The sequence below is a fragment of the Cryptosporangium aurantiacum genome (genome assembly GCF_900143005.1).
Taxonomy (GTDB): Bacteria; Actinomycetota; Actinomycetes; order Mycobacteriales; family Cryptosporangiaceae; genus Cryptosporangium; species Cryptosporangium aurantiacum.
Genome location: NZ_FRCS01000028.1, coordinates 48,018 through 72,853, shown reverse-complemented (window position 1 = coordinate 72,853; position 24,836 = coordinate 48,018). Strand labels below are relative to the sequence as shown.

At 72.6% G+C, this 24,836-nt stretch carries 20 protein-coding genes; 8 read left to right on the top strand and 12 right to left on the bottom strand.

Going from position 1 to position 24,836, the window contains the following annotated elements; genetic code table 11:
• Nucleotides 1–975: glycosyltransferase family protein (locus BUB75_RS41915; RefSeq protein ID WP_218618103.1), on the bottom strand; the 975-nt coding region annotated here is incomplete at its 3' end.
• Nucleotides 976–1,496: 521 nt separating this feature from the next.
• On the opposite strand from BUB75_RS41915, the gene BUB75_RS41910 reads away from it, so the two are divergent.
• Nucleotides 1,497–2,501: a UDP-glucuronic acid decarboxylase family protein gene (locus tag BUB75_RS41910; protein WP_073266079.1), complete on the top strand. Its 1,005-nt coding sequence runs from the start codon at nt 1,497–1,499 to the stop codon at nt 2,499–2,501.
• Between the two features lie 57 nt (nt 2,502–2,558).
• On the opposite strand, the gene BUB75_RS41905 is transcribed toward BUB75_RS41910, so the two are convergent.
• From BUB75_RS41905 to BUB75_RS41895, 3 genes are all read right to left on the bottom strand, one after another.
• Complete coding sequence (locus tag BUB75_RS41905; RefSeq protein WP_073266077.1) at nt 2,559–3,791, bottom strand: acetyl-CoA C-acetyltransferase; 1,233 nt, start codon at nt 3,789–3,791, stop codon at nt 2,559–2,561.
• Between the two features lie 105 nt (nt 3,792–3,896).
• Complete coding sequence (locus tag BUB75_RS41900; RefSeq protein WP_073266075.1) at nt 3,897–4,661, bottom strand: SGNH/GDSL hydrolase family protein; 765 nt, start codon at nt 4,659–4,661, stop codon at nt 3,897–3,899.
• 135 nt (nt 4,662–4,796) lie between these two features.
• Entirely contained in the window at nt 4,797–5,831 is a 1,035-nt protein-coding gene (locus BUB75_RS41895) for an SGNH/GDSL hydrolase family protein (protein ID WP_073266073.1), read from the bottom strand.
• Nucleotides 5,832–6,085: 254 nt separating this feature from the next.
• Between BUB75_RS41895 and BUB75_RS41890 the strand changes: the two genes are divergently transcribed.
• Both BUB75_RS41890 and BUB75_RS41885 read left to right on the top strand, forming a co-directional pair.
• Nucleotides 6,086–8,572, top strand: coding sequence for an ATP-binding protein (locus BUB75_RS41890; protein ID WP_073266071.1), 2,487 nt, complete (start codon nt 6,086–6,088; stop codon nt 8,570–8,572).
• Between the two features lie 20 nt (nt 8,573–8,592).
• On the top strand, nt 8,593–9,978 hold the full coding sequence (locus BUB75_RS41885; protein ID WP_073266069.1) for a cystathionine beta-synthase: 1,386 nt from the start codon (nt 8,593–8,595) through the stop codon (nt 9,976–9,978).
• On the opposite strand, the gene BUB75_RS41880 is transcribed toward BUB75_RS41885, so the two are convergent.
• Together BUB75_RS41880 and BUB75_RS41875 are read right to left on the bottom strand one after the other, a co-directional pair.
• Entirely contained in the window at nt 9,972–10,652 is a 681-nt protein-coding gene (locus BUB75_RS41880; protein WP_073266067.1) for a Crp/Fnr family transcriptional regulator, read from the bottom strand. The two genes, BUB75_RS41885 and BUB75_RS41880, sit on opposite strands and share 7 nt — an antisense overlap.
• Complete coding sequence (locus BUB75_RS41875) at nt 10,649–12,667, bottom strand: adenylate/guanylate cyclase domain-containing protein (protein ID WP_073266065.1); 2,019 nt, start codon at nt 12,665–12,667, stop codon at nt 10,649–10,651. Before BUB75_RS41875 ends, BUB75_RS41880 begins: the two co-directional genes overlap by 4 nt.
• Before the next feature lie 137 nt (nt 12,668–12,804).
• On the opposite strand from BUB75_RS41875, the gene BUB75_RS41870 reads away from it, so the two are divergent.
• The 4 genes from BUB75_RS41870 (at nt 12,805) to BUB75_RS41855 (ending at nt 16,062) form a co-directional block, all read left to right on the top strand.
• A complete protein-coding gene (locus tag BUB75_RS41870) occupies nt 12,805–13,500 on the top strand; it encodes a hypothetical protein (protein WP_073266063.1) in 696 nt (231 codons plus the stop codon).
• Between the two features lie 338 nt (nt 13,501–13,838).
• Nucleotides 13,839–14,348, top strand: a complete 510-nt coding sequence (locus BUB75_RS48710; protein ID WP_073266091.1) for a DUF6529 family protein — start codon at nt 13,839–13,841, stop codon at nt 14,346–14,348.
• Between the two features lie 159 nt (nt 14,349–14,507).
• Nucleotides 14,508–15,008 (top strand): Rieske (2Fe-2S) protein, encoded by a 501-nt coding sequence (locus BUB75_RS41860; protein ID WP_073266061.1) that lies wholly within the window; start codon nt 14,508–14,510, stop codon nt 15,006–15,008.
• Between the two features lie 58 nt (nt 15,009–15,066).
• Complete coding sequence (locus tag BUB75_RS41855; protein ID WP_073266059.1) at nt 15,067–16,062, top strand: stage II sporulation protein M; 996 nt, start codon at nt 15,067–15,069, stop codon at nt 16,060–16,062.
• Nucleotides 16,063–16,982: 920 nt separating this feature from the next.
• Here BUB75_RS41855 and BUB75_RS48965 read toward each other — a convergent pair.
• Nucleotides 16,983–18,110: a pentapeptide repeat-containing protein gene (locus BUB75_RS48965; protein ID WP_073266057.1), complete on the bottom strand. Its 1,128-nt coding sequence runs from the start codon at nt 18,108–18,110 to the stop codon at nt 16,983–16,985.
• A 62-nt stretch (nt 18,111–18,172) separates the two neighbouring features.
• On the opposite strand from BUB75_RS48965, the gene BUB75_RS41845 reads away from it, so the two are divergent.
• Nucleotides 18,173–19,219: an adenosine deaminase gene (locus BUB75_RS41845; protein WP_073266055.1), complete on the top strand. Its 1,047-nt coding sequence runs from the start codon at nt 18,173–18,175 to the stop codon at nt 19,217–19,219.
• A gap of 216 nt (nt 19,220–19,435) precedes the next feature.
• Here BUB75_RS41845 and BUB75_RS41840 read toward each other — a convergent pair whose 3' ends face one another.
• The 5 genes from BUB75_RS41840 to BUB75_RS41820 form a co-directional block, all read right to left on the bottom strand.
• Nucleotides 19,436–20,746 (bottom strand): DUF58 domain-containing protein, encoded by a 1,311-nt coding sequence (locus BUB75_RS41840; RefSeq protein WP_073266054.1) that lies wholly within the window; start codon nt 20,744–20,746, stop codon nt 19,436–19,438.
• Between the two features lies 1 nt (nt 20,747).
• Nucleotides 20,748–21,746 (bottom strand): AAA family ATPase, encoded by a 999-nt coding sequence (locus tag BUB75_RS41835; protein ID WP_073266053.1) that lies wholly within the window; start codon nt 21,744–21,746, stop codon nt 20,748–20,750.
• A 97-nt stretch (nt 21,747–21,843) separates the two neighbouring features.
• Entirely contained in the window at nt 21,844–23,076 is a 1,233-nt protein-coding gene (locus BUB75_RS41830; RefSeq protein ID WP_073266052.1) for a DUF4350 domain-containing protein, read from the bottom strand.
• Nucleotides 23,073–23,756 (bottom strand): DUF4129 domain-containing protein, encoded by a 684-nt coding sequence (locus BUB75_RS41825; RefSeq protein ID WP_073266051.1) that lies wholly within the window; start codon nt 23,754–23,756, stop codon nt 23,073–23,075. The genes BUB75_RS41830 and BUB75_RS41825 overlap by 4 nt, the downstream gene beginning before the upstream one ends.
• Entirely contained in the window at nt 23,753–24,706 is a 954-nt protein-coding gene (locus BUB75_RS41820; protein ID WP_143175761.1) for a hypothetical protein, read from the bottom strand. The genes BUB75_RS41825 and BUB75_RS41820 overlap by 4 nt, the downstream gene beginning before the upstream one ends.
• Nucleotides 24,707–24,836 lie beyond the last annotated feature (130 nt).

The window sequence follows — 24,836 nt, the reverse complement described above, 5'->3', positions numbered from 1 at the left end:
GGAGTCCGCGTTGGTGTCGCAGACGCTGGGGGCGGCGACGTAGCCGATGGAGTCGTCGGCGAACGGGCGGACCATCTCGGCGAGGTAGGTCGGGCCGGGGATGTGGTCGCAGTCGAGTTGGCTGACGATGTCGTAGTCGCGGTAGCCGTAGTGGTCGTAGAAGTAGGCGAGGTTGCCTTCCTTGCACTTCTTCCGGCGCGGCCAGGTGTCCCGCTGGTACTCGAGCTGCCCCCGGCGCGTGGAGACGCGGACGCCGTGGCGGCGGCACCAATCGAGGGTCTCCTCGCTGGGGTCCTCGTCGCAGATCCACACGTCGTAGCGGTGGGGGTAGTGCTGCCGCAGCATCGCTTCGAGTGTGGTGCGAGCGGTGTCCCAGGGCTCGGACGGCGCCTTGGTGACGCAGAACGCGACCCGCAGGTCCGGGATCGGCAGGCGCGGGTTGACCGTCGTGATCTTGTTGAACCGCAGGATCGGCAGGATCGGGTAGACCGACAGGTAGAGCAGCAGCGCGCTGTTGATCAGCAGGCCGGCCCAGCCGTTGCGGTGCTCCGGGCGTAGCCACCAGATCCAGAAGAACACCATCGTGACCAGCCAGCCGGCGGTCAGGAAGTGGATCAGGTAGCGCCGGGCCGGGCGGAGCGCCGGGACGAACGTGTCGGGGAGCAGCGCGTGTCGCCGGACGCGGCGGGCGCGCATCGCCGGGCCGCTCGCCGGCGCGCTCAGGACCTTGCCGCCGGAGAGCCGGCCGATCACGGCTTCCAGCGATTTCGGGTCGTCGCCGACGAACCCGACGCCGATCGGCGCGGAGACCGGCGACGGAGCGTCGTACGGGCCGTAGCCGGCGTCGTCCCAGCCGAGGTCGAAGATCATCGTGGCGTCGGCGCCGTCCCACGCGGCAGCGGCTGCGACGGCGTCGGAGGTCCGCCAGACCGGCGGCGGGGGACCGGGCGCCCGCCGCTGCGCTGGATAGGACACGATCTAGAACTCCTGCTTCCGATTCGCCCGTGAATTGCGTATTGGCGCCGCTGCCGAATCGGTCGGAATCATCAATTCTCCCCGCATGACGGCGTCACTACTTAGCGAGATCGATCCTGCGCGCTGCGTCGCCATGTCGTGGAGAAATCCTCTCTGCTGTTCGCCGGATATGACCAGCGGAATAGCGAATGGATCCCCCGGACGGCAGTCAAGGTAGGCGGATATCGAGAACCGGTCAAGCGCGTCATGAGTGCACTGTGGCTTTTGCCACCTACGTCATGCTGCGGAAACGTGCGCGTCCGCGCGGCGACCCCGGCTTCATAAGTGATTCCTAAAAAGAGTTGTTAACGAATCGTCAACGCGTCGCATCGAGCAGATTGCGAGGCGGCTCACAGTCAATTCAACGCCTGATCCCAGCATCGGCCGGAAAGGCGGAGTTGGGTAATTCCTGAACAGCTCTGTACAGTGTCGTCGGTCGTTAGTAGCGACGAGTCGAGGTGTCCGGAATCCCAGGGGGACGAATGCGTGTAGTGGTGACCGGCGGCGCCGGCTTCCTGGGCTCTCATCTCTCGGCGGCGCTGCTCCGGCGCGGCGACCAGGTCGTGTGCCTGGACAACTTCTCGACCGGTCGCCCGGAGAACGTCGAGCCGTTCCTCGCGAACCCCGGTTTCACGCTGATCGAGACCGACGTGACCGAGAGCTTCGACGTGGCCGGGCGGGTGGACGCCGTCGCGCACCTGGCGAGCCCGGCGTCGCCGCCGGACTACCACCGGATGCCGCTGGAGACGCTCGCCGTGGGCAGCCGGGGCACCGAGAACGCGCTGCGCCTCGCGGCCAGGGACCGCGCCCGCTTCGTGCTGGCCTCCACGAGCGAGGTCTACGGCGACCCGATCGTGCACCCGCAGCGCGAGGAGTACTGGGGCAACGTCAACCCGGTCGGCCCGCGCAGCGTCTACGACGAGGCGAAGCGGTACGCCGAGGCGGTCTCGATGGCCTACCGGCGCAGCTACGACCTCAACGTCGGGATCGTCCGGATCTTCAACACGTACGGGCCCCGGATGCGCCCGCAGGACGGTCGCGTGGTGACGAGCTTCATCACGCAGGCGCTGGTCGGCGACCCGCTGACGATCTACGGCGACGGCAGCCAGACCCGCAGCTTCTGCTACGTCGACGACCTGATCGCGGGCATCGTCGCGATGATCGACAGCTCGGTGAGCGGACCGGTCAACATCGGTAACCCGGTGGAGTGGACCGTCGGGCAGCTCGCCGAGGTCGTGCTGACGCTCACCGGGTCGACCTCGACGATCGAGTACCACCCGCTGCCCACCGACGACCCGACCCGGCGCCGTCCGGACATCGGCCTGGCCGGGCAGCTGCTCGGCTGGGCGCCGAAGGTGCCGGTGGAAGAGGGCCTGCGGCGGACGATCGACTGGTTCCGGTCGCGTCCGGACGACGTGCTCGCCGCGGCTCCGTCGCTCGCCGGTGCTCAGCCCGGCGGCGTCGACCCGGTCGACGTCCTGTCCTGACGCTGGACGGCGGATCTCCCGCCGGACGGTTCGTGCCCGGCGGGAGCCGCTGCGTTCCTAGCTCAGGCGCTCCAGCACCATTGCCATGCCCTGACCGCCGCCGACGCACATCGTCTCGAGGCCGAACTGCTTGTCGTGGGCCTGGAGGTTGTTCAGCAGCGTGCCGGTGATCCGGGCGCCGGTCATGCCGAACGGGTGGCCCAGCGCGATCGCGCCGCCGCTGACGTTCAGCTTGTCCAGGTCGACGCCCAGGTCACGGTAGGACGGGATGACCTGCGCCGCGAACGCCTCGTTGATCTCGACCAGGTCGATGTCGCCGATCGACAGCCCGGCGAGCGCCAGCGCACGCTTCGACGCCTCGACCGGTCCGTAGCCCATGATCTCGGGGGAGAGGCCGGAGACGCCGGTCGACACGACCCGGGCCAGCGGCGTCAGCCCGAGCTCGCGGGCCTTCTTGCCGCTGACGATGATCACCGCGGCCGCGCCGTCGTTGAGCGGGCAGGCGTTGCCCGCCGTGACGGTCCCGTCCGGGCGGAACACCGGCTTCAACCCGGAGACCTTCTCGTACGTGGTGCCGGGCCGCGGCCCGTCGTCGGTGCTCACGATCGTGCCGTCGGCCAGCGTCACCGGGGTGATCTCCCGGTCGAAGTGCCCGTTGGCGATCGCCTTCTCGGCGAGGTTCTGCGACCGGACCGCGAACTCGTCCTGCTCCTGCCGGGAAACCCCCTTGAGCTGAGCCAGGTTCTCGGCGGTCTGTCCCATCGAGATGTAGACGTCCGGCAGCGTGCCGTCCTCGCGCGGGTCGTGCCAGACGAAGCCGCCTGCCGCCGAGTCGTCGGTGCGCTTCTGGGCGTCCAGGAACAGCGGGTTCGTGGTGCCGGGCAGACCGTCCGAGCTGCCGTTCACGAACCGGGACACGGTCTCGACACCGGCCGAGATGAACGCGTCACCCTCGCCGGCCCTGATCGCGTGGAACGCCATCCGGGTGCTCTGCAGCGACGACGAGCAGTACCGGGTCACGGTGGTGCCGGGCAGCGAGTCGTGACCGAGCAGGATCGCCACGACCCGGCCCATGTTGTAACCCTGCTCGCCGCCGGGCAGACCGCAGCCCAGGATCAGGTCGTCGATCGTCGCCGGGTCGAGCGCGGGGACCTTGTCGAGCGCGGCGCGGACGATCGTCGCCGCCAGGTCGTCCGGGCGGACGTCCTTCAGTGAACCCTTGACCGCGCGTCCGATCGGTGACCGCGCGGTGGCGACGATGACGGCGTCGCGGTCGGCGAACTCAGCCACGGTGTCCTCCCAGCCCTTGTGACGGTGTTGTTACCGAGCACGTTACCGCTCGGTAGCTTGACCGGGACATGGCTCGCCGCCATGTGATGCGTAACACCGTTAGTTTTAGGTGCGGACGGTGCGGGAGGCCTCGTAGACGAGCGGGTACAGGGCGAGCGCCCAGAGCTGATATCCGTCCGCCGAGGGGTGGTACCCGTCGGCCGACAGCGTCCCGGGATCCGCGCGGAACACGCCGCCGGTGCGGCCGGCCAGGTCGACCACGCCCGCCCCGGCGCCCGACGCGGCCCGCGCCGACGCTGCCGCGACCCGGCGTCCGGACCAGGCCATGATCTCCCGCAGCGGCTGCCCGAAGTTCCGGGCCGCTCCCAGGTCGGGACACGTCCCGACGACCACCGACGAACCGGCGGTGACCAGGCGCCGCACGGTCGCGGTCAGCTCCGCCTCGACGACGTCCAGTGGCGTGAACGCGATCGCGTCCTCACCGCCGACCAGGATCACCGCAACGTCCGGCACACCGTGCACCTGGACGCGGGCGACTTGAGCGTCCAGATCGATGGTGCGGGAACCGGCCACCGCGGCCGACGACAGGTGTACCCGCCGCCCGGTGGACGCCAGCAACTCGGCCAGCCGCCCACCGACGGTCTCCCCGGTCACCGCGACGCCGAGCCCGGCCGCGGTCGAGTCGCCGAGCAGGACGAGCCGCAGCGGCCGACCCGACCCGAACACGCCGGACCCGGGTGGAGCCAGGTCGGCCGAGAGGTACCGCCGCCTGCGCGCCAGCAGGCCCTCCACGGCAAGCACCGAGACGGCGGCGCCTGCCGCGGTCGCCGCCGCAGTGGCCGCGCCGGCCGCGAGAGCACCGAACCTCATCCCGCCTCCTCTTTTGGTGGGCGGCCCGCTGAGAACGACGCTGGCAGCCGCGCCACACGACTTGAGTATGACCAATACGCGGCGTCGTGTGGCGCGGATGTCAGCCCCGCTCTCAGCGGGCTCCAGCTTTCAAAATCAGGCCGCGCTTACTGTTTCGGGAGCCTTACCCACGTTCGGGGTGCCGCCGAACAAGCGGATTCGATGCCGCAGCTCGACCCACCGACCCCACGGACCGCGCTCGCGGCCCGCGACCTCGGCCGGTGCGACCTCGGTCCCGGCGGCCTCCGCCGCCGCGACGGCCGCGTCGACCAGCGACCGGACGCCCTCGCCGCGCTCCGGACGGGGCTGCTCGGTCGCGGCCGGGCCGATGCCGAGCGCTGCGGCCGCGGACGGCAGCATCGCGTCGACGGCACGGCCGTACCCCGCCGCCGAGGGGTGGAACCGGTCCGGCGAGAACATCTCGACCGGGTTCGCGGCGAACTCCGCGCCGAGCAGGTCGCCGAGCGACACCGTACGGCCGCCTGCCTCGACCGAGGCGACGGTCTGCGCCGCCGCAAGGTCCCGGCTCCAGCGTCGGACGATGTACCGCAGCGGCTGCGGGATCGGCCGGATCGTCCCGAGGTCGGGACAGGTGCCCACCACGACCTCGACACCGGCGTCCACCAGCCTGGCCACCGCCCGCTTGAGCTGCTCGACCGCGATCGACGGCCGGGTCTTGTGCGTGACGTCGTTGCCGCCGATGAAGATCAGCGCCAGGTCGGGCCGGTGCGGCTGGCCGAGGACGACGTCCACCTGGGCGGCCAGGTCGACGCTGCGCGCACCGATCACGGCCGCGGACACCACGTCCACCGGCCGGTCGGCCAGCCGGGCCAGGCCGGTGCCGAACAGCGCGCCGGGTGTCTGGTCCACGGTCTCGACGCCGTAACCGACCATGCTGGAGTCGCCGAGCAGAGCGAGGCGCACCGGAGGTGCGGCATCGGTGCCGGACGGGGGTACGTAGCGGCCGTCCGCGGCGGGCGGCCCCATCTCCAGCGGCTGGATCGCACGACGGGCCAGGTTCGCCTGGCCGAGCAGTAGTCCGTAGAACGCAGCGCTGAGTAGCCCTAGGCCACCCCCACCGCAGGCCGCGCCGATCGCGACCCGCTTCGCGTGAAGTACTCGACCGTCCACGTGTCACCTCCTGCTCACGCCGTGTGACCGAAGCCACTGCTGGCTCGCGCCGCGGTGCGGGGAGCCGCCGCGGGATGACCCGCGACGCCCCGGTGCATCCGCGGCGCTGATTCAAAGTTAGCTCGGCGTCGGGAATGTCACTCTCAGTCAGTCGGTGACCCGTCACTACACAAATGGGGGAGCGCCGTTTGCGCCACTCTGTGCGCACCCGGATACTCTGCGCCCCACACGATCGGGACGTCGGGGAGCTGCACGTGCGCCGAGCCTTCGTACTGGTGGCCCTGGCCATGGCCTCCGCGGTGACGTCGGTACTGCTCGCGGTCGCGGTCAATGTGGCCACCGGCGGCGAGCTGCCCGGCCGGCTGGCGCCGCTGGAACCGTACGCCTGGCCGGCCGTCGCGGTCGCCGCGCTGATCACGGCCCTGCTCGCGCTCTGGCAGCAGCGGCCGGTCGCCGAGCCCGAGCCCGCACCCCCGCCACCCGCGGTCGTCCCGCCGCGCAATCGGCCTGCCGAGTTACCCGCCCAGCCCGCGCTGTTCACCGGTCGCGCCGAGGAGCTGGACCGGATCCTCGCGGCGGTCGACGAGGGTGCGCCGGTGATCGCGGTGTCCGGCCCGGCGGGCGTCGGCAAGTCGGCGCTGGCGCTGCACGTCGCGCACCGGATCGCCGACCGGTACCCGGACGGGGCGCTGTTCGTCCGGCTCCGCGGCGCCGGTGCCGAACCGGCCGACCCCGGCGACGTCCTGAGCCGATTACTGCGCAGTCTGCCGGACGCGCCGGGTGCCGACGAGGGTGAGCTCCGCGGCGACACCGAGACGCTGGCCGCGCGGTTCCGCACCCGGGTCGCCGACCGCCGGTTCCTCATCGTCCTGGACGACGCGGGCAGCTCCGCCCAGGTCCGCCCGCTCCTGCCCGGGACGCCCGGCTCGCTGGTGCTGGTGACCAGCCGGCCGGTGCTGGCTGAGCTGGCCGCCGCCACCCTCATCCGGCTGGGCGTGTTCTCGGTGGCGGAGGCGCGGGACCTACTGGCCCGGGTGGCCGGTAGTGACCGGGTCAAGGCCGACCCCGAGGCCACCGAGGCCGTCCTCCGCGCCTGCGGCAACCTGCCGCTGGCGGTCGGTATCGCGGGCAGCCGTCTGCGCGCCCGGCCGTCCTGGTCGATGGCGACGCTGGCCGAGCGCCTCGCCGACGAGGGGCGTCGCCTGGACGAGCTGAGCAACGGCCCGGACGCCGTGCGGGCCAGCGTCGGCGCGACCTACACCGAACTCGACGCCTACCACCAGCGGGTCTACCGCCGCCTCGGCGCGCATCCCGGCACCGACTTCGACGCCGCGGCCGCGGCGGCGCTCTGCGACGTGCTCGGGGGAGGTGCGGTGCCCGCGCTCGACCGGCTGGTCGAGCGGCAACTGGTCGAGGTCGTGGCGTCCGACCGGTACCGGCTACACGACCTGCTGCGGTTGTTCGCGGTCGAGCAGCTCGGTGGGGCGGGCGGTCCCGAGGGGCGGGCGGCGCTGCGACGGCTGGCCTACCACTATGCGGCGAACGCCGCTGGATTCGCCCGGCTCGCCCCGCTTTCCTCCGAACCGGGGTACGACCAGCGCCACGCGTTCGTCGACGGCGAGCGGGAGAACATCGTCGCGACGGTCACCGCCGCCGTCGCGGTCGCGGGCGACGACGCCGAGCTGCTGGAGGCGGCGTGGCGTCTCGCCGTCGCGGTCGAGCCGGACTTCGCCCACTACCCGTTCCACGCGGACGGACGCAGGCTCTGGACGGCCGGGCTCGCCGCCGCGACCGCGACCGGGCAGCCCGACCGGATCGCGCACGCCGAGTACGCGATGGCCAGGGCCGCCCAGTACAGCGGCGACATCCGGCTCGGACTCGCGCACGCCCGGCGGTCGCTGGAGTGGTGGGAGCGCACCAGCGACCTGCCGAGCACCGCCGCGGCCCACCGCCGCCTGGCCAGCGCGCTGCACGGCGCCGGTCGGCTCGCCGAAGCGGAGGACCACTACGGACAGACCCTGCGGCTCTGCCGGGAAGCGACCCCGGAGGCCTGGCCGGCCGGTGAAGCGGCGGGTCTCCGGGCCAGCGCCCTGCGGGGCCTCGGCAGCCTGCAACTGGCCCGGGGAGACGTCGACGCCGCGGTCCGGACCCTGCAGCGTGCCGTCGACGCCAGGCGCGACGCCGGTGACACCGCCGGGCTGGCGCGCGCCCGCACCTCGCTGGCGCGCGCGCACCGCAAGGCAGGCCGCACCGAGGTCGCCCGCGAGCTGGTCGCACCGCAGCTGCCGGTGTTCCGGCGGCTCGGCGACGCGATGTGGGAGGTGACCGCGCTCCGCGAGCTGGGCCGGTTGGAACTGACCGACGGCCGGTTGGAGGAGGCCGCTGGGTGGCTGGAGTCGGCCAAGGCGGTGGCCGAGCGGACCCGCAACCACACCGGTGCGGGCATCACGCTGGCCGCGCTGGCCGAGGTCGACCTCGCCGCCGGCCGCCCGGCCGTGGCCGCCGACCGGTTCCGCGAGGCAGTCGCCGGCTTCCGGGCCGTCGACGCCCACGTGCGCGAGGGTCTGGTGCTGCTGCGGCTGGCGGTCGTGCTCGCGCACCAGGGCGAGGACGCCGAGGCGGACGCCGCCGTGGCCCGCGCGCAGGAGCTACTCGCCGACACCGACCTGGCGGAGGCGGAGGAGCTGCTGGAGCGGGTCCGCGAACTGCGCGGAGCGACCCGCTCCGACCTGGGCGGTTAGTCGGCGGCTAGGCTGGCGACGTGCGGTACTTCGAGTCTGTGGTCGACCTGATCGGCGGTACGCCGCTGGTCAAACTGCGTTCCCTCGCGGAGGGGGTGCCGGGCACTGTTCTCGCCAAGATCGAGTACCTGAACCCCGGCGGCTCGGTGAAGGACCGGATCGCGGTCCGGATGATCGAGGCGGCCGAGAAGTCCGGCGAGCTGCGCCCCGGCGGCACGATCGTCGAGCCGACCAGCGGAAACACCGGCGTCGGTCTGGCCATCGTCGCGCAGACCAAGGGCTACAAGTGCATCTTCGTCTGCCCGGACAAGGTCAGCGAGGACAAGCGGAACGTGCTGCGGGCCTACGGCGCCGAGGTCGTCGTCTGCCCGACCGCGGTCCCGCCGGAGCACCCCGACTCGTACTACAGCGTCTCCGACCGGCTGGTCCGGGAGACCGACGGCGCCTGGAAGCCCGACCAGTACTCGAACCCCGAGGGCCCGGCGAGCCACTACGCGACGACCGGCCCGGAGATCTGGGCTGACACCGAGGGGCGCGTCACGCACTTCGTCACCGGCATCGGTACCGGCGGGACGATCACCGGCACCGGGCGGTACCTCAAGGAGAAGGCCGCCGAGGCCGGTCGCACGGTGACGATCGTCGGCGTCGACCCCGAGGGTTCGGTGTACTCCGGCGGCACCGGGCGTCCGTACCTGGTCGAGGGCGTCGGTGAGGACTTCTGGCCGACCGCGTACGACCCGGCAGTCACCGACGAGGTCGTTGCGGTCTCCGACGCGGAGTCGTTCCTGCTCACCCGGCGCCTGGCCAGGGAAGAGGGGCTACTGGTCGGTGGCTCCTGCGGAATGGCCGTAGCCGGCGCGCTGAAGGTGGCCCGCGAGGCCGGGCCGGACGCCGTGGTGGTCGTGTTGCTGCCGGACGGTGGCCGGGGCTACCTCTCGAAGATCTTCAACGACGAGTGGATGGCCGGGTACGGGTTCCTCAACCTGGCCGACCGCATTCCCGGCGGCATCACCGTAGGGGAGGTGCTGCGCGCCAAGAGCGAAGGCATGCCGCAGCTCGTCCACACCCACCCGAACGAGACCGTCCGCACGGCGATCGACATCCTGCGCGAGTACCACGTCTCGCAGATGCCGGTCGTCCGCGCCGAGCCGCCGGTGATGGCGGCCGAGATCGCCGGCTCGATCAGCGAGGCGGCGCTGCTCGACGCGCTGTTCGAGCGGCGGGCGGTGATGAGCGACTCGGTCGAGAAGCACATGGCGCCGCCGCTGCCTGCCGTCGGCTCCGGCGAGTCCGTGGACGCCGCGATGAAGGCCGTGGAGGCGTCCGACGCCGCTGTGGTCCTGGAGGACGGCAAGCCGATCGGCATCCTCACCCGCCAGGACCTGCTCTACTACCTGGCTCAGTAGTCGGACGCGCGGTTCCGCAGGGCGGGTAGGTCGTGGACGACGACCGTGAGGCGTGACGTGCTGATCGTGCCGTCGGCGCGCAGCGTCTGCAGCGCCTTGGCCACCGCTTCCCGGGACGAGCCGATCCACCCCGCCAGCTCGTCCTGAGACAGCCGCAACGCGATCCGCGTCCCCTCCTCGGTGGGTTCGCCGAAGCGGTCGGCGAGTTCCACCAGCCGGGCCGCGACCCGGCCGAGCGTGTCGTGCGCGCCGAACTCCAGGCGCTTCCGGTCGGCGTCCCGGAGCCGGTCGGCGAGCGTCTGGGCGAGCAGCAGCGCCACGCGTCCGTGCGCGCGCAGGTACTCCTGGAACGCGCCGAGCGGCAGCACCAGCGCGCTCACCGGCTCCAGCGCCTCGACGGTGGCCGACCGCGGACGCTGGTCGATCGCCGCCAGCTCACCCACCAGCGCTCCCGGCTCCCGGACCGCGAGCATCACCTCGGTGCCGCTCCCGGTGCTCGAGTACGCCTTCACGCGCCCGCTGACCAGCACCAATACCGAGTCCGACTCGTCGAACTCGTGGAAGATCACCGCGCCGCGCGGCCACCGGCGTTCGCGGGCGAGCGCGAGGAAGTCCGCGGCCTCCTCGGACTTGAGCAGACCCCAGAACTCGGTGGCGGGAGGCTCGACCGTCACGGTCCCTCCTCCGAAACCACGTGCGCCCGCACCGGCTGCAGCCGTCCTTTGACGGTCAGCTCGCCCAGCGAGTACGCCGAGACGTCCGGCCCGAGCTGCTGCATCGTCGCGTCCCCGACCACCACCTGACCGGGCTGGGCGAGCGTCTGCAGCCGCGCAGCGACGTTGACCGCGTCACCCATCGCGTTGAACCCCCGTAGCGTCTCGCTGCCGATGTTGCCGACCAAGGCGTCCCCGGTGTTGATGCCGACCCGGAACCGAGGCCAGCCCGGGCGTCCGGCGGCGATCGAGTCCACCGCGGACTGCAGGCCCAGACCGGCGCGGACCGCCCGGACCGCGTGGTCGGGCTGCCGAGCCGGTGCGTTGAACAGAGCCAGCAGCGCGTCCCCCACGAACTGCACCACCGTGCCGCCGTTGTCGAGGATGCACGGCACCGCAACCCCGTGGTACCGGTTGAGCATCGTCACGATCTCCGCCGGGTCGGCCTGCTCGGAGAACGTCGTGAAGCCGCGCAGGTCCGCGAAGAGTGCCGTGACCTCGACGATCGAGCCGCCCAGCGCCGCCTGCTCCGGGTCGGCGAGCAGCGACGCGGCGACGTCCGGCGACATGTACTGGCGGAACAGCGTGCTCAGCTCGGCGTAGAGCCTGGCGTTCTCCACCGCGATCGACAGCTGGTTCGCCAGCGCCGCGGAGAGCGCGGCCCACGTCGGCGAACCGGCTCGGGCCGGCACCTCGACGACGCCCGCGACCTGGCCCTTCACGGTCAGGGGATGGACCAGCAGGCCGCCCTCCCGATACGGGCCACGGGCGGCTAGTGCCTGCGGGTCATAGGCGCGCCCCCCGACGTCCAGAACGCCGTTTGTGACGAGGCCCACCGACACCGGGCCGTAAGCCGGGCGCACCTGGGTCAGTACCTCGGCGAGCAGCTCTTGCTCGCCGAGGCCGACGCGCGCTCGTTCGCCGACCGCCACCAGCGCACCGAGCAGCGCGGAGAGCTCGCGTTCGGCGGCGAGCGCGGTACCGGCCCGGTCCAGGACGACGGCTTGTCGCTCGGTCAGCCCGAACCGCTCGGCCAGGCGCGAGGCCAGCGGTTCCGACGAGACGTGCCCGCTGCGTTCGCGCTCGCGCAGCACGGTGACGAGTTCCTCGAGCGCGGCCTCGTACTGGGCCCGGACGGCCCGGACCGTTGGTGCGAGCATCACCGCGTCGAACAGCCCGGCGCTCGAACCCTCGGTGCGGTACTGGACGTACGCGCTGTACGCGACGAAGCCGAACGCGAAGACCAGCAGCAGGTGCCACTCCCACCAGGACAGATGCCATTTGTCGGCGAGCGTCACCGCGACCATCGCCTCGGCCAGCAGCACGAACGCGGTCAGGATGCTGACCAGCACCGCGGCCGGCGCGCGCCGGTGCATCCGGTAGTAGCGCCAGGCCGCGCCGAGGTACAGCGCCACCGCGAGCAGCGCGACGATCGCGAGTGGACCTTCGACGTCCCGCGTCTGCGGTGGTGCGTTCAAGGGCGGTAGGTCGAGGAGCGTCACGACACCCCAGGCGACCATCAGGGCGGTCAGCCCGCCCCACAGCGGCACCCGCAGCGCCAGCACCCGGTCGGAGTTGAGCGGCAGCGCCGACACCGCCGCGAACACCGCGGAGATCGCCAGCCCGGTCGGCTGGGACAGGTCGAACCCGACGTTCGCGTGATCCACCAGGACGAGCGGCGTCGCCAGCGCGTGCAGCAGCAGGAAGCCGGCCGACGACAGGAAACAGAGCGAGACCAGGAACAGCCGGGCGTCCCGCCGATTCAGCGCGGCCGCGGTCATCGCCACGCCGGGCACCAGGCTGATCGCGGCGACGTTCAGGACGAGCCAGAAGTGGCTCGGCGGGTGGTGCCAGAGGGTGTCGGCGTTCGGCACGGCCAGCAGCAGCCAGAGCGCGGCCAGCGGGATCAGCAGGTGCAGGGCCCAGACCACGGCTCGCACCGGCTGCACGGTCGGGGGCAAGCGCGGGACTGTCATCGGACCTCCGCTGTCAGGAACGTGACACCCGTGCTCCGGAGACTGTGCGTACTTCTGCACGGACGCCAGGTAGCGATCCGTTGCACAGTGGAGGAGAACCGACCGACCCGCCCGATGCGGCCCGACCTGGAGACGTCATGAGCCACAGAGGACCACTCCTCACCCTTCTGTCCGGTGCGGTGGTCGCCGCTGTTCTGCTGGTTCTCAGCGCACAGGCGAACACCGACAGCACCGAAGCATCGAACGCCGCTGCGCAAGCGCCACCCGCCGCGGCTCCATCCCAGTCCAGTCCGAGCTCGGATGCCATCCCCCCTTCTGGTACGGAGAGCGGCAAACCGACCGCGACCCCGAGCAAGCCGGTGCCGACCGGTCGTAAGGCCGTGTTCGCCGGCAAGGTCGAGAGCGGCGACGCGACGATCGCGATCTCGGTGAAGGACGGCCAGGCGGTCGCGTACTTCTGCGACGGCAAGCGCACCGAGGCCTGGATGCGCGGACCGGCCACCGGCGGCGACCTCGACCTGAAGGGCGCGCCGGGCGGCACCCTCACCGGGACCTACGGACGCAACAAGGCGGCCGGCACGGTGACCGCCGGTGGGCAGGAGTGGAAGTTCGACGCGCCGGTGGTGACCGAGCCCGCCGGGATCTACCGCGGCACCGTGACCATCCAGGGCGCGCGTGTCGACGCCGGCTGGATCGTGCTGCCGGACGGCACCCAGGTGGGCGTCCTCACGCTGCGCGGCGTCCCGCAGCCGGCGCCTCCGTTCGACGAGGACACGAAGACCGCGACCGTCGACGGCACGACGATGACCGTGACCGAGGCCGAGCCGCGGTGAACCGGCCGTCCAGATTCGAGGAGTGAGCCATGACCGGCTGGGACCCCGATCCCGACGAGTCGCCCACCCGGCGATTCACGTACCCCCCGCCTCCGCCGCGGGCTACGCCTCCGCCTCCGCCCGCCGATGCCCCGACCGCCCGCTTCCAGGCGCCGCCCGACCCGTACGCCCAGGCGCCCGACCCGTACGGCCAGTACGCGCCGCCGCCCGACCCGTACGCCCAGACGCCCGACCCGTACGCCCCGACGGCGCAGTACCAAGCTCCGCTCTCCGCCACCACCCCTGCGGGTCCGCCCCCACCCCCGCCGCGGACGGCGACGACGAGCACCGTCACCAAGCTGATCGTGCCGATCGCGATCGGTGCGGGCATCGCGGTCGTGCTCGGCGCCTACGGCAAGCTGCACACGCCGACCGGCATCGCGGTGAGCGTCGCAGGGTTCTCCGGGCCGCTCACCGTGAAGGTCTGGCTCGCCACGCTCGGCATGGCGTTCGGCGTCTTCCAGCTCGTCACCGCGCTCGCGATGTGGGGCAAGCTGCCGCTGCGCGGCTCCTGGGTCAGCCCGGCGCACCGCTGGTCCGGGCGGATCGCGTTCGTGCTGACGCTCCCGGTCGCCGTGCACTGCCTCTACGCGCTGGGGTTCGCCGACTACAGCACGCGAACGCTTGCGCACTCGCTGTTCGGTTGCATCTTCTTCGGCATGTTCACCACGAAGATGCTGGTGCTGACGAAAAAGGGGCTGGCCGGCTGGGCGCTGCCGCTGTTCGGCGGGCTGGTCTTCGCGACGCTGGTCGGGGTCTGGGCCACGTCCGCGCTCTGGTTCTTCAGCACATCCGGGTTCCAGTTCTAGCTTCGTGAACCTTGTCCGGCTCCGAGCCGTGAAGGCTGTGAAGATCTGAAGTGATCTCGTCGAGGGGCGGTCACGTGGTTCTGGACTGTGCTATTGATTGAGCACTCAACTACTACACGAACTACTACACGATCAGCCTACGCTCCCCGAGGAGAACGCATGGACCACCTGGTGACCGAGCAAAACCGCTACACCCGCGGGCTGCTGAACCGGCGGAGCGTGCTGGCCGGCGCCGGCGCGGTGGGCGTGACCGTGCTCGCCAGTGCCTGCTCCACCTACGGCGACGAGGCTGCCACCGATACGGCCCCGGCCTCCCCCGCGTCCAGCGCGGCTGCTCCCAGCGCCGCGGCCCCCACCGACGGCGCGGCTCCCGCGGCCGACGCGCTCGCCCAGACCTCCGACATCCCGGTCGGCGGCGGCAAGATCTTCGAGGCCGAGGGTGTGGTGATCACGCAGCCCGAGGCCGGCACGTTCAAGGCCTTCTCGAACGTCTGCACCCACCAGGGCTGCAAGGTGAACAAGGTCGAGACGACGATCGACTGCCCGTGCCACGCGAGCAAGTTCTCGATCAGCGACGGTTCGCCGACCGCGGGCCCGGCCAAGAAAGCGCTCCCGGAGAAGCAGCTCAACGTGGACGGCGACGCGATCACACTCGCCTGAATAGTCGGACCGTCGCTCGCGTGGGCTGTCGTTAGCGCCGGACCGATAAATTCACGGGGTGGATCTCGACGCCTACGTGGCCGAACACCGGGCGGAGTGGCTCCGGCTCGAGCACCTGCTCAGCCGGCGCCGCCTCACCGGGTCGGAGAGCGACGAACTGATCGCGCTCTACCAGCGGGCGGCGACGCACCTCTCCGCGGTGCAGAGCCGTGCGCCCGACCCGGCGCTGGTGGGCCGGCTGTCCCGGCTGGTTGCCAGGGCCCGGTCCACGGTGACCGGCACCAGCGCGCCCTCCTGGCTCACGTTCGCCCGGTTCTTCACGGTCGGTTTCCCGGTCGCGGTGTACCGGGCGTGGCCGTGGTGGTGCGGCGTCGCCACCGCGTTCTCGGCCGTGTCGTTCGGGCTGATCTTCTGGTTCGGCACCCAACCCGAGCTCGCTTCGCAGCTGGCGCCGCAGTCGGCGATCAAGCAGTACGTCGAGCAGGACTTCGCCGACTACTACTCCGAAAACCCGGCGCAGGACTTCGCCGCCCAGGTGTGGACCAACAACGCGATGATCGCGGCGCTCTGCCTGTTCTCCGGCATCCTGATCTTTCCGGTGCTGTACGTGCTGGTAGCCAACGCCATCACCATCGGTGAGGTCGGCGGCCTGATGGTCGCGTACGGCAAGGCTGACATCTTCTTCGGGCTGATCACACCGCACGGCCTCCTGGAGCTGACCGCGGTGTTCGTCGCGGCCGGCGCCGGTCTGCGGATCGGCTGGTCGTGGATCGCCCCCGGCCCCGGCCGCACCCGCGCTCAGGCGGTCGCCGAGGCCGCGCGCGCCGCGGTGCTGATCGCGCTGGGACTGGTCGTCGTGCTCGCGATCTCCGGCGTCATCGAAGCGTTCGTCACACCGTCCGGACTCCCCACCGCCGCCCGCATCACGATCGGCGTCACAGCGTTCGCCGGGTTCCTCGCGTACGTCTTCGTGCTCGGCCGTCGCGCTGCGCGCGCCGGTGAGACCGGGGACCTCGCGCTGGCTGAGCGCGGCGATCTGGCTCCCGCAGTCTGATTACGCCGCCCGGCGAACCACCGCAGGCATGCCCGCTCCTGCATAAGTGGTTCCCCGAGCGCCCCTCGCCTCCCCCTGTCAGTGGTGCAGGCTCCGCCCGGCGCCGCCGTCCAACTCCCTCCGGCCTCCGCCCCCACTCCCACCGGCCTCCCCCACTCCCACCGGCCTCCGCCCCCACTCGCACCTCCGCCCCCACTCGCACCACCGCCAGCCCCACGCCCCGGGGCGCCCCCACAGTGGGCAGGTGCCCTGCGGCCTCAGCGGAGCCCTCCCCGCCCCAACAGCACCCGACGCCGCGCAGGCTCCACGCCGCGGGGCGCCTCAACCTCGTCAGCGGCCGCGCCACCGCCTGGCTCCCGCAGCGGGGCCCGCGCGCACTGCAGCAGCACCCGGCCCCCGCGCCAGCCCCACGTGGCGGGGTGCCCCAACCCCCGCCGGTGGCGGGGCCACCGCCTGGCTCCCGCAGCGGGGCCCGCGCGCACTGCAGCAGCACCCGGCCCCCGCGCCAGCCCCACGTGGCGGGCGCTCCCCGCGGCGCGAGGCTTCGCGGGGGGAGCCGTCCACGCGGCGCGCGGCTTCGCGTGGGGAGCCGGCCACGCGGCGCGCGGCTTCGCGTGGGGAGCCGTCCACGCGGCGGAGTGCCGCGCGCGGTGTGAAGGCTGCATGCGGCGGGGCGTCCCAGGCGGCGCGTAGGTGCCGCGGCGCGTGTCTGGCGCGCCGCGCCAATGTCCTGCGCGATATGCCGTGCCACCCTGCGTGGCGCGACGGGTGTACGCCCTGCGCGGCATTCCGGCGTTTGGCTTCGGAATCCGCAGCCAGATTCTGAGAAGTCAGTCCCACCTCATGGGTGGAGAATTTTCGGCGCTATCACGCCTAAAACTCTCCACCCATCGCGGTGGCCCTGCCTGCGGAAGCAGTCATCAGGCGCGAACCGGTCGAAAACCGGCGCCCGACATAGCAGGTTTCGGACCTAAGTCGCGGAGATCGGACTTCCCGCCATGGCGAACTCCCGCATGCTGGGCGCCGTCCCGCCTAGTGGGAGCCAAGCGCGATCCCCAAGCGCGATTCCCGAGCGCGGCGCCCCCGAGCGTGGCGCCCCTCCAGCGTGGCGCCCCCGAGCGTGGCGCCCCTCCAGCGTGGCGCCCCCGAGCGTGGCGCCCCTCCAGCGTGGCGCCCCCGAGCGTGGCGCCCCCGAGCGTGGCGCCCCCGAGCGTGGCGCGCTCCAGCGTGGCGCCCCCGAGCGTGGCGCCCCCGAGCGTGGCGCCCCCGAGCGTGGCGCGCTCCAGCGTGGCGCCCCCGAGCGTGGCGCCCCCGAGCGTGGCGCCCCCGAGCGTGGCGCGCTCCAGCGTGGCGCCCTCCAGCGTGGCGCGCTCCAGCGTGGCGCCCTCCAGCGTGGCGCCTTCCAGCGTGGCGCCCTCCAGCGTGGCGCCTTCCAGCGTGGCGCCTCCGAGTGCGGCGCCTTCCAGCGTGGCGCCTCCGAGTGCGGCGCCTTCCGGCGCGGCGCCTCCGAGTGCGGCGCCTTCCGGCGCGGCGCCTCCGAGTGCGGCGCCTTCCAGCGCGGCGTCCCCGGGCGCGGCGCCTCCGAGCGGGTCGCCCTCCAGTGTGTGGCGCCCCGAAACACGGTCGTCTGAACGAGGCGCCCACCTGCGGCGCGGGTTGCGGAGATGGCACGTGGCGCGGGGTCTCAGGGAAGGCCACGCGGCGCCGCTCGCGCGGGTGGCCGCGTGGCGCGGTTCGCGGGGTGGCGCGGCTCGCGGGGTGGCCGCGTGGCGCGGGGCGGTTTGCCGGGATGGCGCGGGCCCGTTTCGCGGGGGTGGCCACGGCGCGCGGTTCGTACGGGAGCGCGCGGGGCGCAGCTCGCAAGGATGGCGCGTGGCGCGGCTTGCGGGGATGGCGCGTGGCGCGGCTTGCGGGGATGGCGCGTGGCGCGGCTTGCGGGGATGGCGCGTGGCGCGGCTTGCGGGGATGGTGACGTGGCGCCGCTCTCGGGATCGCCGGCACGGTGTCCGGGCGGGCGGCGCGGTCCGCGGTCTGTGCCGACCGCGCACCGCGACACGGGTGCCGGCCGAGGGGGATCGGAACCTTGACAACGTGGTGGTAAGGTCCGTCCATGGTGAACCTGGAAGCGTTCGTCGCCGGTCTACCCAAGGTCGAGCTGCACGTCCACCACGTCGGTTCGGCCTCCCCGCACGCGGTGGCCGAGCTGGCGGCGCGGCACGCGGGCAGCACGACGGTGCCCGCCGACGTCGACGCGCTGGAGAAGTTCTTCGAGTTCCGCGACTTCGCCCACTTCATCGAGGTGTATATCGCGGTCGCCGACCTCGTTCGCGACCCCGAGGACGTCCGCATCCTCACCTACGAAGTGGCCCGCGAGCTGGCCCGGCAAGAGGTCCAGTACGCCGAGCTGACCGCGACCCCGTTCTCGCACACCACCCGGGGCATGGCGCCGGAAGCCTACTGCGAGGCCCTGGAGGACGCCCGCAGCGCTGCCCGCCGTGACCTCGGTATCGAGCTGGCCTGGTGCTTCGACATCCCGGGCGAGGCAGGCATCCCCGCCGCCGAGGACACGCTGAAGGTCGCGCTGGAGCAGCGGCCGGACGGACTGGTCAGTTTCGGCCTCGGTGGTCCGGAGATCGGCGTCCCCAGGCCGCAGTTCAAGCCGTATTTTGACGCGGCGCGCGCGGCGGGCCTGCGCTCGGTGCCGCACGCCGGAGAGACGACCGGGCCGGAGACGATCTGGGACGCGATCCGGGTGCTCGGCGCCGAGCGGATCGGCCACGGCACCAGCGCGCTCGGTGACCCCGAGCTGGTCGCGTACCTGGCGGAGAACCAGATCCCGCTGGAAGTTTGCCCGACGTCGAACCTGCGCACCCGCGCCGTGCCGAGTCTGGCCGAGCATCCGTTGCCGGGCATGGTCGAGGCCGGGCTGTTCGTCACGATCAACTCGGACGACCCGCCGATGTTCGGCACCACGCTGGAGAAGGAGTACCTGGTCGCGGCCGACCTGCTGAAGCTCGACGCGGAGGGTGTCGCCGAGCTGGCCAAGGCGGGCGTTCGCGCGTCGTTCCTCGACGAGCCCGAGAAGGCCCGGCTGATCGGGTTGATCACCGACTACACCGCCGAGGCCTCCGAGCAGTGGGTCGGCGAGAACGGCTGACGCACGCTGCCGTGCCGGGCGAGCCCGCCCGGCACGCTGCCATCCCGGGCGAGCCCGCCCGGCGGGCGTCGGCACGCCGCCCGGCGGACGGGCCGCACGGCCCGTTGCCGGGCGGACGGGCCGCACGGCCCGTTGCCGGGCGGACGGCCCGCACGGCCCGCTGCCCGGGGGACGCCCGCACGCCGGGCGGACGAGCCCCGCACGGCGGGCGTCGAGCTAGAGGCGGCCGGCGGCTTTCATCGCCAGGTACGTGTCGGTGACCGTCGACGCGAAGATGTCCGCGGGGGCGTCGACCACCTCGACGCCCCGCGAACGCATCGCGGTCACGATGCGGCGCCGCTCCGCGTCTCCGCGCGCCGCCGCAGCCGCCTCGTACACCGCCTCGGCGTTGCCGCGCTGCACCGCCATCGCGGCCGCCGCCGGATCACCGACCGAGGCCAGCACGACCGTGTGCCGGTCGGTGAGCCTGCTCAACACCGGCAGCAGGCCCTCGGCGAGCGGCGCCGGTTCGATCGCGGTGAACAACACGACCAGGCAGCGCTTCCGGGCCCGCACCAGGATCTCCGAGACGACCAGGTCGAAGTCGGACTCCACCAGCCGCGGCTCGACCGGCGCCAGCGCTTCCCCGATCGACGCGACGACGCTCGCGTGCCCCTTACCCCGCACCGACGTGCGCAGGTCGACGTCGGCCGCGAACAGCTCGACCCGGTCGCCTGCCTTCGCGGCCACCGCGGCCAGCAGCAGGCACGCGTCCATCGCGGCGTCCAGGCGCGGGATGTCACCGACCCGGGCCGCCGACGTCCGGCCGGTGTCGACGACGAGCACCAGGCGGCGGTCACGCTCCGGGCGCCAAGTTCTTACCACGACCTCGCTGCGCCGCGCGGTCGCCCGCCAGTCGATCGAGCGGACGTCGTCCCCGTCGACGTACTCGCGCAGCGCGTCGAACTCGGTGCCCTGACCGCGGGCCCGCACCGCCAGCGACCCGTCGAGCCGCCGAAGCCGGGAGAGCTTCTCCGGCAGGAACCGGCGCGACGCGAACGGCGGCAGCGTCCGCACCGTCCAGGCCGGGGTGAGGCGCCGTATCGCCCGGCGGCGGGTCTGCCGGTACATCAGGCCGAGCGGTCCGGTCGACCGGACCGTGACCGCCACCGCGGGCCGGTCGCCACGCCGGGTCGGCGTCAGCGTCGTGTCGAGGCGCTCGGTCGCCCCGGGCTTCAGAACAGCCTTGTGGACGTACGGCGTCGCGCCTGCGGACGGCACCCACGCGTCCCGGATCGACGCCCGGACCGTGCGCCGTCCGCTGTTCGTGGCCACGAGCGTCACCACGACCGACTCGCCGAGCCGGGTGTGGGTGGCGCCCCGCCGGCGGAACGTCACCTTCCCGGCGGCACCAGCGAGGAACCAGTCCAGGGCACAGGCCAGCGCGAGGACGAGCAGCCAGAGCTGCGCGGTCACGGCGTGCCAGGGCAGCAGCGCACTCACCACCGCCCCGGCGACGCAGAGCAGGACGACCCTGCCGGTAATCATTTCAGCGCGGGGTCGGCACGGTGGCCAGGACCGAGTCGAGGATGCCGTCCGGCGTCGCCCCGTCCAACTCGGCCTCGGGACGCAGCACGATGCGGTGCCGCAGCGTCGGACGGGCCAGCGCCTTCACGTCGTCCGGAGTGATGTAGTCGCGGCCGGACAGCCAGGCCCAAGCCTTCGCGGTCGCCAGCAGCGCGGTCGAACCACGCGGGGACGCTCCGGCGGCCAGCGACGGGGACGTGCGGGTCGCCCGGCAGACGTCGACGACGTACGCCATCACCGGGTCGGCGACCTGGACGCCGCGGGCCGCCTTTCGGGCGGTGGCGAGATCGGCTGCGGTGGCCACCGGCTGGACCCCCGACAGGTCGCGCGGGTCGAAGCCGTGATGGTGGGCGGCCAGCACCCGCAACTCGGCCTCTCGGCTCGGCAGCGGCACGTCGACCTTGAGCAGGAACCGGTCGAGCTGCGCCTCCGGCAGCGGGTAGGTGCCCTCGAACTCCAGCGGGTTCTGGGTGGCGGCCACCACGAACGGGTCAGGCAGCCGGCGCGGCGTGCCCTCGACAGTGACCTGCCGCTCCTCCATCGACTCCAGCAGCGAGGCCTGCGTCTTCGGCGGCGTCCGGTTGATCTCGTCGGCGAGCAGCAGGTTCGTGAAGACCGGGCCCTCGCGGAACTCGAACTCGGCGGTGCGGGCGTCGTAGACCAGCGACCCGGTGACGTCACCGGGCATCAGGTCCGGAGTGAACTGGACGCGCTTGGCGTCCAGCGACAGCGCGGCGGCCAGCGTCCGGATCAGCAGTGTCTTGGCCGTACCCGGCACACCCTCGAGCAGGACGTGCCCCTGGCAGAGCAGCGCGATCACCAGGCTGGTGAGCACCGCGTCCTGGCCGATGACGACCTTGCCCACCTCGGTGCGGAGCCGCCCGAGCGCGGCCCTGGCCGCCTCGGCGTCCGGCGCGGCATCGCTGAGCGGGACGGGGGTTTGTGTGGGCGCATCGGTCATGAGGCGGCCTCCACTGAGTTGATCCGCGAAAGTGGGAGCATCGCAGCGCGCGCTAGCGCGCGAGGAGCGGAGCGGAGGAGGTCGACGGGGTACTCGGTCACGACGGACGTCCTTCATCAGGGCTGGCCTCGACGGAGGCAGCAGGGTCGTTCGGTGCAGCTGGGTCAGCCGGCGCCGGAGGGCCCGCCGGGGACACCACAGCGGCCAGCAGAGCGTCGAGCGCGTCGGCGAGGACCACCAGACCGCGGTCGTCGGTCGGCGGCGGCCCGTACAAGTGCTTCCCGACCGTCGCGGCCGGCCAGCCGGAACGTTCGGCCGCCGCGTCGCAGACCTCGCGCGGCTCGGGGCGCGAGCCCAGTCCGAGCAGCGGCAACAGCCGGGACAGGGCGGCACCGCGGAGCGCCTCGGTGGCCTCCGGGCGGGCGTGGGCGCGCTGGTAGAGGCGGGCCCGGCCCTCCACGGTCTCGGTCGAGCGGACGATGACCGGCAGCGGCTCGGCCACCGGCGCGCTCAGCCGGCGACCGCGCCAGAACGCCGCCAGCAGCCCGGCCGCCGCCAGCATCCCGACCGTGGCGGGCACCCAGGTCGGCAGCAGGTCGCCCAGCGAGCGGGCCTCGTCCTCGGCGATCGGCTCCGGCGTCGTGCGGTGCAGCCAGACGACGTCCCGCTGGGCGCTGAGCAGGCCGAGCGAGAGCGCCGCGTTCCCACGCTCGGCGAGCCGGTCGTTGATGAGCGGCTCGGGCGAACCCAGGAAGACCAACTCGGCCTTCCCCGGCCGGTCGAGCACGGCCAGGGTCTGCCCGTAGCACCGGACGAGGCCGGTACCGGCGTAGCGGTAGCCGCCCATCTCGGCGTCGCCTGCCGAGCGGGCCTCGGGAAGTGAGCAGCCCGGGTCGACGGTGTCGATGATCGCGACGCTCCTGACCTCCACGCCCACCTCGAGATCGTCCAGCGTGAATCCGTCCGGCTGGACGAACACCACCCGGACCGTGTCCGGCAGGTCGGCCAGCCGGCGCAGGCTCTGCGCGGCGAGGTTGTACGGGAACGGGACGACGACCGTCACGTTGCCGCTGTCGGCGCGGGCCATGGCCTCGTCCACGGTGGTCACCCGGGTTACCGGGTGGCCGTGGTTACCGAGCAGGACGGCGAGCGCGCGGGTGCCGAGGGGATGTGCGCCCTCCGGGTCGAGGCTGCTGCGCTCGCGGCTCGGGGCGGTGCTGATCAGCGCCCAGACCGCCAGCGCGATGAGCGCGGCGAGGACGGCCGTCAAGCCGACCCGGAACCGCCACGGCGAGCGCGCGGAGACGACCGGCTGCGCGGTGGTGATCACGAACGCACCCCGTTCGGGGTGCCCGGTGCGACCCAGCTGTCGGCTCCCACCAGCGCCTCGTCGCTCGGCTGCGCTGCGGCGACTCGCGCGGCGATCGTCCGCATCCGCTCGTCGTGCTCGGCGGTGGCGGTGCGCTCGCCGTACCAGATCTCGGCGAACAGCTCGGCGGCCGTGACCAGGTCGGCCGCGACCGTCGGGAGTACCTGACCGGCCTCCGCGGCGACCTCGTGCGCGGTGCGGCCCGGACGGTTGTCGACCAGGTCGCGCGCCACCAGCCCGGCTACGACACCGCGGAGCCGCTCCCGCACGGCCTCGGCCCACTTGCCCTCGGCCGCGAACGCGTCCGCCCTGGATTCGTGTTCGGTCGCGCTGCGGGTCGGGGTCACCGGGTCGGTCGTTCGCCGGACCTTCGCGGTCCGGCCCGGTACTCCGAACCGCCAGATCAGCAGTGCGGCGACCGCCACGATCAGCAGCGCGAAGATCAACACCCCGAGGTTGCCTCCCGGGCTCGCCCCCCGCGCGCCCTCGAGCACGCGTTGGATCGCCTCCTGGAACCAGTCGGCCATCCGTTCCATCAGGGACGGCTTCTCGTCCTGGTAGATCTGCTTGGACAGCTCCTCCGCCGCTTCCTCGGCCGACGGCTGCCGTGGGTACGGCTCGAGCGGGAGCGCTGAAATCATCGGACAAGTCCCCCGCGGAGTCGGCTCAGTCGGGACCGCCGGGCCGCGAGCCCCCACTCGACGTCCAGCGCTTCGGTACGCATCCGGCCGTCCAGATAGAGCAGCGTGTCGATGCCGGACCGGAACGCCCAGACGACGACCAGCGGCAGGTAGTACGCCACCGCGATCGAGAGCGTGAGCAGCAGCAGCGCGCCGTGGTCGCCGGTGACCAGCGGATCTTCGCCGACGATCAGCTCCACCACCAGGCCGAGGATGACGCTCAGCGGGAAGAACATGATGAACCAGATGATGCCGCTGACGACGCCGGCCAGCAGCCGGATGCCGAGCTGCCGGAACAGGCCGACCCCGGTGCCGCCCCCGACCTGCACGCCGCGCTTCAGCGCGCTACCGATCGAGCCGCCCTCGAAGATCAGGACCAGCACCGACAGCCGCATGAGGCCACCGAACAGCGGCACGAAGTAGCCGATGATCGGGATCGCCGCGATCAGCGTGTTGATCCCGGTCAGCGCCAGGGCCAGCAGCAGCAGCCTGCCGAACATCGGACGCAGGCGAGCCCAGCACACGGCCAGCGACGTCGGGGCGCCCGCCGTCTCCTGGACCACCGCGATCGCGCACGACGCGCTGGTGAGCACCGCCGACACCGTCGAACCCAGCGACGCGACCACCGAGAACGCGGTCAGCGTCAGGATCAGCAGCAGAATGTCGGTGCCCGGCGAGCCGGAGTCGCGGCTGAGCAGGCTGGTGAGAACCCACCAGAGCGGCACGCTGATCAACAGCTGCAGAACGACCATCACGCCGGCGACACCGAGCGTCGGGCCCGGGTGCCTGCGGAGCAGGTCCATGCCGCCGTCGAGGATCTCGCCGACCGACAGTGGCCGGAGCGGAACCGGCCCGGAACCCGGCCCGGCGGACAGCGGGGGCAGCCCGACCGGTGGAGCCGGTGCGGTCACCGTGCTCACCCGCGTATCGCCCCCTCCCGGAAACTGATGGGGGCCATCCTGTCACGCCCGCGCGACAGCGATCCGGCGCGTCTGTACGGCGGCGGCCGGGCAACTCGTTGCCGAGAGTGCCACCATGTGG

Coding starts and splice junctions, on each gene's coding strand:
- BUB75_RS41910 (WP_073266079.1), top strand. CDS start 1,497: ATGCGTGTAGTGGTGACCGGCGGCGCCGGCTTCCTGGGCTCTCATCTC.
- BUB75_RS41900 (WP_073266075.1), bottom strand. CDS start 4,661: ATGAGGTTCGGTGCTCTCGCGGCCGGCGCGGCCACTGCGGCGGCGACC.
- BUB75_RS41875 (WP_073266065.1), bottom strand. CDS start 12,667: ATGACAGTCCCGCGCTTGCCCCCGACCGTGCAGCCGGTGCGAGCCGTG.
- BUB75_RS41870 (WP_073266063.1), top strand. CDS start 12,805: ATGAGCCACAGAGGACCACTCCTCACCCTTCTGTCCGGTGCGGTGGTC.
- BUB75_RS41860 (WP_073266061.1), top strand. CDS start 14,508: ATGGACCACCTGGTGACCGAGCAAAACCGCTACACCCGCGGGCTGCTG.
- BUB75_RS41845 (WP_073266055.1), top strand. CDS start 18,173: ATGGTGAACCTGGAAGCGTTCGTCGCCGGTCTACCCAAGGTCGAGCTG.
- BUB75_RS41840 (WP_073266054.1), bottom strand. CDS start 20,746: ATGATTACCGGCAGGGTCGTCCTGCTCTGCGTCGCCGGGGCGGTGGTG.
- BUB75_RS41835 (WP_073266053.1), bottom strand. CDS start 21,746: ATGACCGATGCGCCCACACAAACCCCCGTCCCGCTCAGCGATGCCGCG.
- BUB75_RS41825 (WP_073266051.1), bottom strand. CDS start 23,756: ATGATTTCAGCGCTCCCGCTCGAGCCGTACCCACGGCAGCCGTCGGCC.